This is a genomic window from Streptomyces sp. NPDC057877 (assembly GCF_042796855.1).
GTDB lineage: Bacteria > Actinomycetota > Actinomycetes > Streptomycetales > Streptomycetaceae > Streptomyces.
The window spans coordinates 1-12215 of record NZ_JBHVMS010000002.1 but is presented as its reverse complement, the minus strand read 5'-3'; the positions used below and the strand labels follow the sequence as shown (position 1 = coordinate 12215).

General features: G+C 72.8%; 12 protein-coding genes and 1 pseudogene. 11 read left to right on the top strand and 2 right to left on the bottom strand.

The genetic code is table 11. The annotated features are described in order from the left end of the window. Positions 1 to 3: 3 nt before the first annotated feature. Positions 4 to 945, bottom strand: coding sequence for an AraC family transcriptional regulator (locus ACFVQG_RS03995; RefSeq protein ID WP_383376559.1), 942 nt, complete (start codon positions 943 to 945; stop codon positions 4 to 6). Between the two features lie 81 nt (positions 946 to 1026). On the opposite strand from ACFVQG_RS03995, the gene ACFVQG_RS03990 reads away from it, so the two are divergent. Further along, the gene (locus ACFVQG_RS03990) at positions 1027 to 1878 is read left to right on the top strand and encodes an NmrA family NAD(P)-binding protein (RefSeq protein WP_383376558.1); all 852 of its coding nucleotides are present in this window, start codon (positions 1027 to 1029) and stop codon (positions 1876 to 1878) included. 21 nt (positions 1879 to 1899) lie between these two features. Here the strand turns inward: ACFVQG_RS03990 and ACFVQG_RS03985 are convergent, their stop codons facing one another. Further along, positions 1900 to 3099, bottom strand: a complete 1200-nt coding sequence (locus ACFVQG_RS03985; RefSeq protein WP_383376556.1) for a YihY/virulence factor BrkB family protein — start codon at positions 3097 to 3099, stop codon at positions 1900 to 1902. A gap of 177 nt (positions 3100 to 3276) precedes the next feature. On the opposite strand from ACFVQG_RS03985, the gene ACFVQG_RS03980 reads away from it, so the two are divergent. From ACFVQG_RS03980 to ACFVQG_RS03935, 10 genes and pseudogenes are all read left to right on the top strand, one after another. Beyond that, positions 3277 to 4911 carry an acyl-CoA dehydrogenase family protein gene (locus ACFVQG_RS03980; protein ID WP_383376554.1) on the top strand — a complete coding sequence of 545 codons (1635 nt, stop codon included), beginning with the start codon at positions 3277 to 3279 and terminating at the stop codon, positions 4909 to 4911. A 308-nt stretch (positions 4912 to 5219) separates the two neighbouring features. Continuing rightward, the gene (locus ACFVQG_RS03975) at positions 5220 to 6491 is read left to right on the top strand and encodes a GAF domain-containing protein (protein ID WP_383377909.1); all 1272 of its coding nucleotides are present in this window, start codon (positions 5220 to 5222) and stop codon (positions 6489 to 6491) included. 149 nt (positions 6492 to 6640) lie between these two features. Then, positions 6641 to 7930, top strand: coding sequence for a hypothetical protein (locus ACFVQG_RS03970; protein ID WP_383376552.1), 1290 nt, complete (start codon positions 6641 to 6643; stop codon positions 7928 to 7930). A 29-nt stretch (positions 7931 to 7959) separates the two neighbouring features. Continuing rightward, on the top strand, positions 7960 to 8535 hold the full coding sequence (locus ACFVQG_RS03965) for a GNAT family N-acetyltransferase (protein WP_383376550.1): 576 nt from the start codon (positions 7960 to 7962) through the stop codon (positions 8533 to 8535). A gap of 136 nt (positions 8536 to 8671) precedes the next feature. Beyond that, complete coding sequence (locus ACFVQG_RS03960; protein WP_309486338.1) at positions 8672 to 8755, top strand: putative leader peptide; 84 nt, start codon at positions 8672 to 8674, stop codon at positions 8753 to 8755. Between the two features lie 126 nt (positions 8756 to 8881). Continuing rightward, positions 8882 to 10579, top strand: a complete 1698-nt coding sequence (locus ACFVQG_RS03955; RefSeq protein ID WP_383376548.1) for a nitrite/sulfite reductase — start codon at positions 8882 to 8884, stop codon at positions 10577 to 10579. Beyond that, positions 10576 to 10755 carry a hypothetical protein gene (locus ACFVQG_RS03950; protein WP_383376546.1) on the top strand — a complete coding sequence of 60 codons (180 nt, stop codon included), beginning with the start codon at positions 10576 to 10578 and terminating at the stop codon, positions 10753 to 10755. Before ACFVQG_RS03955 ends, ACFVQG_RS03950 begins: the two co-directional genes overlap by 4 nt. Continuing rightward, positions 10752 to 11471 carry a phosphoadenylyl-sulfate reductase gene (locus ACFVQG_RS03945; protein WP_383376544.1) on the top strand — a complete coding sequence of 240 codons (720 nt, stop codon included), beginning with the start codon at positions 10752 to 10754 and terminating at the stop codon, positions 11469 to 11471. The genes ACFVQG_RS03950 and ACFVQG_RS03945 overlap by 4 nt, the downstream gene beginning before the upstream one ends. A gap of 65 nt (positions 11472 to 11536) precedes the next feature. Then, complete coding sequence (gene cysC / locus ACFVQG_RS03940; RefSeq protein ID WP_383376542.1) at positions 11537 to 12073, top strand: adenylyl-sulfate kinase; 537 nt, start codon at positions 11537 to 11539, stop codon at positions 12071 to 12073. After that, a pseudogene (locus tag ACFVQG_RS03935) lies at positions 12070 to 12215 on the top strand (sulfate adenylyltransferase small subunit); the annotation flags it as partial. The gene cysC and the pseudogene ACFVQG_RS03935, both read left to right, overlap by 4 nt.

Genomic DNA, 12215 nt, shown 5'->3' with positions numbered 1-12215 from the left:
GACCTACGGGGCCGCCCTGCCCGTGCGGTGGTCCTGCGGACTCACGCCGTAGACCCGCTTGAAGGCGCCGGAGAGGGCGAACGCGCTGCCGTAGCCGATCTGGCGGGCGATGGCCTCCAGGGTGGCGTCGGTGTCGCGGAGCAGGTCGGCGGCGCGGGCCAGGCGCCAGTGGGTGAGGTAGGTCATCGGCGGCTCGCCCACCAGGTCGTGGAAGCGGCGGGCCAGCGCCGCCCGCGACACCCCGGCCTTCGCCGCCAGCGCGGCCACCGTCCAGGGGTGCGCCGGGTCGTCCTGGAGGAGCCGCAGCGCCCTGCCCACCACCGGATCGGCCAGCGCCCGGTACCAGGCTGGCGGCCGGGCCTCGGGGCGGGCGAACCAGGCCCGCAGCGCCGCGATCACCAGCAGGTCGAGGAGCCGGTCGAGGACGACCTCCTGGCCGGGTTCGTCGCGGGTGACCTCGTCCGCGAGGAGCGGGGACAGCGGCCAGTTCCAGTCGTCCGCGGGCAGCGTCAGCAGCGGCGGCAGGGCGTCGAGCAGCCGTCGGCCGACCTCCCCGGGCCAGAGGTAGGTGCCGATCAGCAGCGACGTGGCGCCGTCGGGGCGGTCGCCCCAGGCGCGCACGCCCAGGTCCATCGAGCCGTTCAGGGGGCGGCCGTCGGGGTAGCCGCACTCGCCGCCCGGCAGGATCACGGCCTGCGGCGCGGTGTCCGGGTCGTCGGCGCAGGTGTACGGGTCGGGGCCGCGCGCGATGGCGAGGTCACCGGCCCGCAGCCGCACCCGCTCCCCCGTGTCCGGGACCACCCACATGTCCCCGCGGACCACCACCATCACCGACAGCGGCGCGCGGTCCTCGACGCGCACGCTCCACGGCGGGTCGAAGCACGCCCGGATGACGAACGCGCCACGCGCGCGTGGGCCCTCCAGCAGGCCTGCCAGTGCGTCCATGGCCTCAGCGTAGACGCGCGCTTATGGGAACGAGCCGTTCAGCGATGGGCCCGTGCGCGGCACCCCGGTTGACTGGCCGACATGACCGAGAAGACGCAGAACACACCGGGCACGCCCATCACCGTCGTCGTCACCGGCGCCACCGGCCGCACCGGACGGCGGGTCGCCGAAGCCGCGCGGGCGGCCGGGTGGCGGGTGCGGGCCGCCTCCCGCGCGCGGGGCTTCGACTGGGACGCCCCAGAGAGCTGGGCGGAGACCCTGCGCGGCGCCGACGCCGCGTATCTGGTGCACCCCGCCGACGTGGGCGCCCCGGCGGCCACCCGCGCGATGGGGATGCTCGCGCGGGAGGCGGTGTCGCTGGGGGTACGGCGCCTGGTGCTGCTGTCGGCGCGCGGCGAGCCGGAGGCCGTGGCGACGGAGGAGGCGGTACGGGAGTCAGGTGCCGGTCTGACCGTCGTACGGGCCGCGTGGTTCGCGCAGAACTTCAGTGAGGGGCCGTTGGCGGAGGAGCTGCGGCTGAGCGGGGGGCTGGTGTTCCCGGGCGGTGCGGTGCCGGAGCCGTTCGTCGATGTGCGGGACATCGCGGACGTGGTGGTGGCCGTGCTGGCGGAGGGTGACCGGTACGCGGGTGAGGTGGTGGAGGTGTCCGGGCCGCGGCTGCTGACCTTCGGGGAGGCGGTGGCGGAGGTCGCGCGGGCGACGGGACGGGAGCTGACGTACCGGTCGCTGCCCGCGCGGGACTACGGGGAGCGGCTCACCGGGTTCGGGGTGCCGGACGAGGAGGCCGCCTTCCTGACCGGTGTCTTCGGGACCCTCCTCGACGGGCGCAACGCCCGTCTGTCGGACGGGGTGCGCCGGGTCCTTGGCCGGGAGCCCCGGGACTTCGCCGTGTTCGCGGCGGAGGCGGCGGGGGCGGGGGCCTGGAAGCCCTGACGGGGACCGCCGCCGGGCCGCTCACCTCTCCGGCGCCCCGGGCTCCCCCTCCCCCTTCGGCGTGCTCTTCGCATGCGTGCGGAAGCGTCCCGTCACATCCTCCGGCGGCAGGAAGCGGGACCAGCGCTCCGGGAACTCGGAGGGCATGTCCGGGTCGTCCGGGTCGTCGGGGTCGGCGGCCTCCCGCGCGGCGGCGGCGCGGGCGACGTACTCGGCGACCTGGGCCTCGCGGACGCGTTCGTTGGCGGCGCGGGCGGCGGCGGTGGCGGCGGCGGGCCAGACCCGGTCGATGGCGGCGTTGACGGCCGCGCCGACGAGCACCGCGAAGGCGGACACGCCGATCCACAGCAGGACGGCGACGGCGGCGGCGAGGGAGCCGTAGATGGTGGCGCCCTCGACGGTGTTGGTGAGGTAGATGCGGAGCAGGAAGCTGCCGAGCACCCACATGCCGAGCGCGACCAGGGCGCCCGGCACGTCCTCGATCCACGGGGAGCGCACCGGCACTGACACGTGGTACAGGGTCGTGAGGAAGGCGACGGACAGGACGATGACCACCGGCCAGTACAGGACCTGGACCAGTGTGGTCGACCAGGGCAGGATCCGTACGACCGCGTCCGGCCCGGCGACCATCAGGGGCAGCGCGACCGAGCCGATCAGCAGGGCGGCGATGAACAGGGCGAACGCCACCAGGCGGGTCTTGACGATGCCGCGCACGCCGTCCAGGCCGTACATGACGGTGATGGTGTCGATGAAGACGTTCACCGCGCGGGAGCCCGACCAGACGGCGAACAGGAAGCCGATGGAGATGACGTCGGGCCGTCCGCCCTTCATCACGTCGTCGAGGATCGGCTGCGCGATCTGGTCCACGCCCTTGTCGGACAGGACGGTGCGGGACGCCTCCAGGAGGTTGGTCTCCAGGCTGCTGATGGTGTCGGTGCCGGTCCAGTCGTCGACGTAGCCGAGCAGGCCGATCAGGCTGAGCAGCAGCGGCGGCACGGACAGCAGGGTGAAGAACGCGGCCTCGGCGGCCAGGCCGAGGATGCGGTACTCGATGCAGGAGTTGACGGTGTCCTTCAGCAGCAGCCAGGCGGTCCTGCGCTTGGAGACGTTCCGGTAGAGCGCCCGGGCACGGTGGAGACGGCCCGAGGGCTGCCCGGGGAGCCCCGTGGCACCCGCGGACGGTCCGGGGGGTGGTCCCGAGGGGCGATCAGGAAGCCCCATGGGCCGTCCGGGGGGTCCGGCGGGCCGCTCGGGGGGTTGTTCTCTTGCTGGCTGCACGAGCCAAAGGTATCCGCCGCGCGGGCCCCCGCTCATCCCTCACCCCCCGCCGGACCGGCACGGATGGCGGCGGAGCGGGCCGTAGGTGCCTTCTGCGTACCACGGGGTAGGTTGCGGGACATGGCACGCACCACCCACACCGTCACCAATCAGGCCCCGCCGCTGGTGGGATACGACGTCTTCAGTGCCGACCGGGCACTGGTCGAGGCGGTCGAGCGGCACGTCGACGGGGACGTGCTGGACGAGGCGAGAAGCGAGCTGGCGGCGCTCGGGCGGACGTCCGGCTCGGTGCAGGTGCAGGAATGGGGGGTGCTGGCGAACGAGTACCCGCCGCGGCTGCGGACACATGACCGGTACGGCCAGCGGATCGACGAGGTCGAGTTCCATCCGTCCTGGCACCGGCTGCTGGGCAAGGGCGTGGCGGCGGGGCTGACGGCCGCCTGGTCGCGGCCCGGGGGGCATGTGCGGCGGGCTGCGGCGTTCCTGGTGTGGACGCAGGTCGAGGCGGGCAACGGCTGTCCGCTGTCGATGACCCACGCGGCGGTGCCCGCGCTGCGCGCCGACCCGGAGCTGGCGGCGGAGTGGGAGCCCCGGCTCACGTCGACGGTCTACGACCGTGAGCTGCGGCCCGCCCACGCGAAGGCGGGGGCGCTGTTCGGGATGGGCATGACGGAGAAGCAGGGCGGCAGCGACGTACGCGCCAACACGACGACCGCGCGGCCCCTCGCGGAGGACGGCACGTACGAGCTGACCGGGCACAAGTGGTTCTGCTCGGCACCGATGTCGGACGGCTTCCTGGTGCTGGCGCGGGCGCCGGAGGGGATCACCTGCTTTCTGGTGCCGCGGGTGCTGGCGGACGGCACCCGCAACACGTTCCTCATCCAGCGGCTGAAGGACAAGCTGGGCAACCGGTCGAACGCCTCCGCCGAGGTCGAGTTCGACGGGACCTGGGCGCGCCGGGTGGGCGCGGAGGGGCGCGGGGTGCGGACCATCATCGGGATGGTGGCGGCGACCCGCCTGGACTGTGTGCTGGGCTCGGCGGGGCTGATGCGGCAGGCCGTGGCGCAGGCGGCGCACCACTGCGCCTACCGGGAGGCGTTCGGCGGGAAGCTCCTGGACAAGCCGCTGATGCGCAACGTCCTGGCCGATCTCGCGCTGGAGTCGGAGGCGGCGACCACGCTCGCGCTGCGGCTCGCGGCGGCGTACGACAGCGACAGTGAGCAGGACCGGGCGCTGCTGCGGCTGGCGGTGCCCGCGGCCAAGTACTGGGTGACCAAGCGGTGTGCGCCGGTGGCGGTGGAGGCCGCGGAGTGCCTGGGCGGCAACGGCTACGTCGAGGAGTCGGGGCTGCCGCGGCTGGTGCGGGAGTCGCCGCTGAACTCGATCTGGGAGGGCGCGGGCAACATCCAGGCGCTGGACGTGCTGCGGGCGCTGCGGCGGGAGCCGGAGGCGCTGGACGCGTGTCTGCGGGAGATCGGCCTTGCGCGGGGCGCGGATCACCGGCTGGACGCGGCGATCAAGGGCCTGCTCACCGAACTCGCGGATCTGGAGGGGGTGGAGGCGCGGGCGCGACGGCTGGTGGAGCGGCTGGCGCTGGTGCTCCAGGGGTCGCTGCTGGTGCGGTGCGCGCCGCCCGCGGTCGCCGACGCGTTCTGCGCGTCACGGCTGGGCGGCGACTGGGGCGCGTCCTTCGGCACCCTGCCGCACACCCTGGACCTGGCGTCGGTGGTGGAGCGGGCCCGCCCGGTGGCGTGAACGCGCTGTCCGTACGCGGGTGTCGGGTCACCGTGCGCGGGGGTGGTGCTGCGCCGACACGGCACCACCCCCGCCCAGCTGGCCCGTAGCAGGCCACGGACGCCGCATCGGCGGCGTTGCTCAAGTTTCAAGCAGCGTTGGCCTGTTATCCAGGGTTGCAAGGGGTTGCAACTTGGTGGTGTCTGTGACCGGACTGTGCCCCTCCGCCACGCCGGGGCGGCCAGTATGAGAGGAACCATGAACAGTCGGTCAGCACACCGGAACCGGATCACCGCCGGAGGATCGTCGTGGCGTACCCGCCGTTGCAGATGACGCGACTCGCCGCCGCCGACACGGCGCACGCGGCACGGGTGCTCAGCGAGGTGCGGGAGGCCACGCTGGCCGGGCGGCGCGCGCGGGTGGCACCCCGCCCGGTCATCGAGGAGTCCTGGAAGCGCATGCTGCGCGGCGGCGTCGATCCCGAGCACGACTTCCGTTCGGGGCTGCTCAGCGCGGCGGAGGTGCGGCGGCGGCGTGCCGAGACACCGCTGCGGCAGGTGCTGCACGTGTTGCGGGAGGGGCTGGTGTCCGTCGCGGACGCCGCCCGCCACATCATGGTGGTCGCGGACGCGGACGGCCGGGTGCTGTGGCGTGAGGGCAGCGCGGCGGTACTGCGCAAGGCGGACGGGCTCGGGTTCCTGCTCGGCGCGGACTGGCGGGAGAGCGTCGTCGGCACCAACGGCGTGGGGACCGCGGCGGTGGTGGGGCGGCCCGTGCAGGTGTTCGCCGCGGAGCACTTCGTACGGTCGCAGACCTCGTGGACGTGCGCCGGTGCGCCCGTGCACGATCCGCGCGACGGCCGGATGCTCGGGGTCGTGGATGTGAGCGGGCCGCTGGAGACCATGCACCCGGCGACGCTGGCCTGGGTGGACTCGGTGGCCAAGCTCGCCGAGGCACGGCTGCGGGAGATGCACTCGGCGTCGCTGGAGCGGCTGCGGGCGGTGGGCGCGCCGGTGCTGGCACGGGTCGCCGGGCGGGCGCTGGTGGTCGACCGGGACGGCTGGACGGCGGCGGTGACGGGGATGCCGTATCCGAACCGGGTCGCGCTGCCGGTGTCGTTGGCGCCGGGGCGGCGGCTGCTGCCCGCGCTGGGGATGTGCTCGGTGGAGCCGCTGGCCGGGGGGTGGCTGCTGCGGCCCACCGACGAGCCGCGGCCGTCCGGGGCGGTGCGGATCGTGCTGGACCTGGCCCGGCCGCGCCCGTGGTCGGTGACGGTGGCCGACGGCGTGGGCACGTGGACCCATGAACTGAGCCCGCGGCACGCCGAATTGCTGTTCGTACTGACCGAACACCGGTCCGGGCGCAGCGCCGCGCAGCTCGCCGGGGATCTGTTCGGCGACCCGTCACGTACGGTGACGGCGCGGGCGGAGATGTCCCGGGTCCGTCGATACCTCGGGGGGTTTCTGGAACACCGGCCGTATCGTTTCTGCGATGCCGCCCGGGTCGAGGTGAGGCTTCCCGACGACCCCGCTGACCTGCTGCCGCACTCGACGGCGCCCGCCGTGGTGCGCGCCCGGACCGGACGGGTGGCGCCCTGCTGAGCCCCTCCGGCCCCGGCCCGGGTTCCGGGTATTTCCGGGGTCTTCGTCCGCCACCGCGGCCCCCTGCCGTAGCATCCCTAAGGGCCACCCCATCTGCTCCTCGGTCAACGTACGGATCAGCGGACGCAGTTGGCGCGTCGGGAGGACGAATGACGTATCGCGGCAGACACCGTCGGCGCAGACGCGGCCGGGCGCTGCGCGCGGCGCTGGCCTCCACGGCGTTCGCGCTGACCGCCGCCGCCGCGCTGATCAGCACCTCCCAGGCCACGGTCGCCGACGACCCCGGCGCGCTGAAGCCGCTCACCGCCGCCGACGCCACCGCCCCGCTGCGGCTGAGCGAGGACCTCGTCCCGCGCCGCAGCCTCGACCGGCTGTCCGACGCGATGGGCGAACCCGTCGGTGTCGGGACGGTCCTCGCCGACGCCGACCGGACCCTGCGCACCGCCGACGACTGCTCCTCCGACGAGCGCGAGGCGCTGCCCGTCGAACCGGCCGCCACACGCGCGTACTGCTGGCACGCCGACGACACCCGGACGGCGAGCGCCGGTGCGGTCACCACCTCCGGAGACGCCGACGACGACGGCCGCTGGGGCGCCAACCGGGTGATCCTCTCCGGCTGGAGCCGGACGGCGGGCGGCGACGACCAGGCCAGGATCGCCTTCGTCGACGCGGGCGACCCCGACCGGCTGACGTACACCTGGGCCATGCTCGTCGTGCCGGTCGACGACGGCCGGGACTACCGCGCCCTGGGCTCCGACGTCTCCGGTCTCGTCTGGTACGAGGACAAGCTGCTGGTCACCGCCGACGAGGGCCGCTCGCTGTACGTCTGCGACCTCGACCGCATCCAGCGCACCGACGTCGACGCCGACGCGGTCGGCCGGGTCCCCGGCGGTTTCGCGGCGGACGGCGACCGCTATGTGCTGCCCGCGGTGGGCGCGTACCGGCTGACCGGGGACGAGGCCCGGTTCGCGGCCGTCTCCCTGGACCGCAGCACCGCCCCGGACAGCCTGGTCGCCAGCGGTCCGGTCGCGGGGGACGACGAGCGGCCCACCGGGCTGTGGCGCTACTCCTTCAGCGGGGAGCGGTCCCGCATGGGGCTGCTCGCCACCTCCCCGGACGGTACGGCCCACCCGGACGCCGCCTACGCCACCCGGGTGGCCGACGTGCGAGGCGTCCTCTCCCACCGCGCGCCGGGGACCGCACGGTCCCGCTGGTACCTGGCGAGGGAGAGCGACGGGCCCGCGGGCCACGGCTCGCTGTGGCGGCAGGACACCGACGGCATCCGCACCGCGCGGTGCGGCGCGGACCGGACGTATCTGTGCTGGAGCGGGTCCGCGCAGTCGCTGTCCCTGTGGGCGGAGACCGGCGAGGTCTGGTCGCAGTCGGGGCGGGTGCTGTTCGCGCTGCCCCTGAACACGATCGACAGCTCGCTGGAGTAGATGGTTCCCTTTCCCGCATGATTTCCGGCATGCCGAACATCCCCGTGACCACCTGGTCCCTGGAGCAGACCGCCCCGGGCGACCTCCTGCCCGCCGCCGCCCCCCACGGCGAGGTGCGGATCGTCCGCGCCGAGGTGCCCTCCCCCGAGTTCAGCCGCTTCCTGTACGCCTCCGTAGGCCAGGACATCGCCTGGGTGGACCGGCTCGGCTGGAGCCACGCCCGGTGGCGGGAGCACCTGACCCGGCCGGGGGTGGAGACCTGGGTCGCCTACGACCGGGGCACGCCCGCGGGATACGTGGAGCTGGAGCCGCAGGACGACGGGGTCGTGGAGATCGTCTACTTCGGGCTGGTTCCGGCCTTCCGCGGGCGCCGGATCGGCGGTCACCTGCTGTCGTACGGCACCGCCCGCGCCTGGGATCTCGCGGACCGCTGGCCCGGGCTGGCGCGCACGAAGCGGGTGTGGCTGCACACGTGCAGCAAGGACGGTGAGCACGCCATGGCCAACTACCAGCGCCGGGGCTTCAAGCTGTTCGACACCAAGGTGGAGGAGGAGCCGGAGGTCGCCTCCCCCGGCCCCTGGCCGGGCGCCTGGGGTTCGCCCTAGCCGTTCTGACCTGCGTCGACAAGGGCGCGGACGCGCCATGTGACGAAGGACATACCTGTCTTGCAAGGTGAGACAAGTATGTCCACATCATGGACGAAGCTGGACTGTGTCCAGATCGCCATGACACGCTGCCGTCATGTCTGGAACTGGAATCGCCTTGGTGAGTCGACGTCACGTCGATCTCGGCCGCATGTCCAGCGCCATCTGTCCGGCGAGCTGACCGCCCCGCAGCACCGCCGACACCCAGCTTCCCAGCCTCCCCGCGCAACGTTGCGCGAGCATGCTTCCATGCGCCCGTATGCGCAGGTCAGAGCCGCTTCCGCCTGTCCCGAAGGACGTATCCACCATGGCCGCCACCCCGCAGAACCCTGCCGCCGCGACTTCCCGCCGCAAGGTGAGCCGTCACCGCGGTGAGGGTCAGTGGGCCGTGGGTCACTTCACCCCGCTCAACGGCAACGAACAGTTCAAGAAGGACGACGACGGTCTCAATGTGCGGACACGCATTGAGACGATCTACTCCAAGCGTGGCTTCGACTCCATCGACCCCAACGACCTGCGCGGCCGGATGCGCTGGTGGGGCCTGTACACCCAGCGCAAGCCCGGCATCGACGGCGGCAAGACCGCCGTACTGGAGCCGGAGGAGCTGGACGACAAGTACTTCATGCTCCGCGTCCGCGTCGACGGCGGCCGTCTCACCACCGAGCAGCTGCGCGTCATCGGCGAGATCTCGCAGGAGTTCGCCCGGGGCACCGCCGACATCACCGACCGGCAGAACATCCAGTACCACTGGATCCGCATCGAGGACGTCCCCGAGATCTGGGACCGCCTGGAGGCCGTCGGCCTGTCCACCACCGAGGCCTGCGGCGACACCCCCCGGGTGATCCTCGGCTCGCCGGTCGCCGGGATCGCCGCGGACGAGATCATCGACGGCTCCCCGGCCATCGAGGAGATCCAGCGCCGGATCATCGGCAACAAGGCGTTCTCGAACCTGCCCCGCAAGTTCAAGTCCGCGATCTCCGGCTCGCCCCTGCTCGACGTGGCCCACGAGATCAACGACGTCGCCTTCGTCGGTGTCGTCCACCCCGAGCACGGCCCCGGCTTCGACCTGTGGGTGGGCGGCGGACTGTCCACCAACCCCAAGATCGGCGTCCGGCTCGGCGCCTGGGTCCCGCTGGACGAGGTCGCGGACGTCTACGAGGGCGTCATCTCCATCTTCCGCGACTACGGTTACCGTCGGCTGCGCAACCGCGCCCGCCTGAAGTTCCTGGTCGCCGACTGGGGCCCGGAGAAGTTCCGGCAGGTCCTGGAGGACGAGTACCTGGGGCACAAGCTCGTCGACGGACCCGCCCCCGCCCAGCCCGTGGAGCGCTGGCGCGACCACGTCGGCGTGCACCAGCAGCGCGACGGCCGCTTCTACGTCGGTTTCGCCCCCCGCGTCGGCCGCGTCGACGGCGCCACCCTCACCAAGATCGCCGAGCTGGCCGAGGCCCATGGCTCGGGCCGACTGCGCACCACCGTCGAGCAGAAGATGATCGTGCTCGACGTGGCAGAGGCGCAGGTGAACTCCCTCGTGGAGGAGCTGGAGGCGCTCGACCTGACCGTCCGGCCGTCCGCGTTCCGGCGCGGCACCATGGCCTGCACCGGCATCGAGTACTGCAAGCTCGCCATCGTCGAGACCAAGGCGCGCGGCGCCTCCCTCATCGACGAACTGGAGCGCCGGGTCCCGGACTTCGACGAACCGATCACCATCAACCTCAACGGCTGCCCGAACGCCTGCGCCCGTATCCAGGTCGCGGACATCGGTCTCAAGGGCCAGCTGGTCCTCGACGACCAGGGCCGCCAGGTCGAGGGCTACCAGGTGCACCTCGGCGGCGCGCTCGGCCTGCAGGCCGGGTTCGGCCGCAAGGTGCGCGGCCTGAAGGTCACCGCCGACGAGCTGCCCGACTACGTGGAGCGGGTCGTCCGGCGCTTCCAGGCGGAGCGCGAGGACGGCGAGCGGTTCGCCACCTGGGTCGCCCGCGCGTCCGAGGAGGCCCTCTCATGAGCGAGCGGGCCGCCCCCTTCTACTGCCCCTACTGCGGCGAAGAGGACCTGCGACCCAGCGAGCAGGGCCACGGCGCCTGGGAATGCGCCGCGTGCAACCGCGCATTCCAGCTGAAGTTCCTGGGCCTGCTGGCCCGGGGCCTTCGGCACCAGACCACGGACGGGGACGAGATATGACGACGGCTCAGCGACAGTCAGAGGACCGCACGACCGACGATCTCAAGGCGCTCGCCGAGCAGGCGGGCCGCGACCTGGAGGACGCCTCCGCGCTGGAGATCCTCCAGTGGGCCGCCGACACCTTCGGCAGGCGCTTCTGCGTGACCTCCTCCATGGAGGACGCCGTCGTCGCCCATCTCGCCTCCCGCGCGATGCCCGGCGTCGACGTGGTGTTCCTCGACACCGGCTACCACTTCGAGGAGACCATCGGCACCCGCGACGCGGTCGAGGCCGTGATGGACGTCAACGTCATCACCCTCACCCCCCGCCAGACGGTCGCCGAACAGGACGCCGAATACGGCCCCAAGCTGCACGACCGCGACCCCGACCTGTGCTGCTTCCTGCGCAAGGTCAAGCCGCTCGAGGAAGGGCTCAAGGGTTACCTCGCCTGGGCGACCGGACTGCGCCGCGACGAGTCACCCACGCGGGCGAACACCCCGGTCGTCGGCTGGGACGAGAAGCGCCAGAAGGTGAAGATCTCCCCCATCGCCCGCTGGACCCAGGACGACGTGGACGCCTACGTCGCCGAGCACGGCGTGCTCACCAACCCGCTGCTGATGGACGGTTACGCCTCCGTCGGCTGCGCCCCCTGCACCCGCCGCACCCTCGAGGGCGAGGACGCGCGCGCGGGCCGCTGGGCGGGCCGGGCCAAGACCGAGTGCGGACTGCACGGATGACCGCCGGCGCCGTTCAGGTGAACAATGCCCTTCACCCGATCCCCGAGACACCCCAGGAGAATGCCGTGACCACCGGAGCCACCGTCTGGCTCACGGGTCTGCCGAGCGCGGGCAAGACCACCATCGCGTACGAACTGGCCGACCGGTTGCGCGAGGAGGGCCACCTCGTCGAGGTGCTCGACGGCGACGAGATCCGCGAGTTCATCTCGGCGGGCCTCGGCTTCAGCCGCGAGGACCGGCACACCAATGTGCAGCGCATCGGCTTCGTCGCCGAACTGCTCGCCCGCAACGGCGTCAAGGCACTCGTTCCGGTGATCGCGCCCTACGCCGACAGCCGGGACGCCGTGCGCAAGCGGCACGAGGTGGGTGGCACGTCGTACGTCGAGGTGCATGTCGCCACTCCCGTCGACGTGTGCAGCGAACGGGACGTCAAGGGCCTGTACGCCAAGCAGGCCGCGGGCGAACTGACCGGGCTCACCGGGGTGGACGACCCCTACGAGGAGCCCGAGACGCCGGACCTGCGCATCGAGTCGCAGCACCAGACCGTGCGGGAGTCCGCGGCGTCCGTGTACGCCCTGCTCAGCGAAAGGGGACTGGCATGACGACCGTTGCCACACTCGAGGAGAGCACGGGCGCCCCGTACACCCTCTCCCACCTGGACGCGCTGGAGTCCGAGGCGGTCCATATCTTCCGTGAGGTGGCGGGCGAGTTCGAGAAGCCGGTGATCCTCTTCTCCGGCGGCAA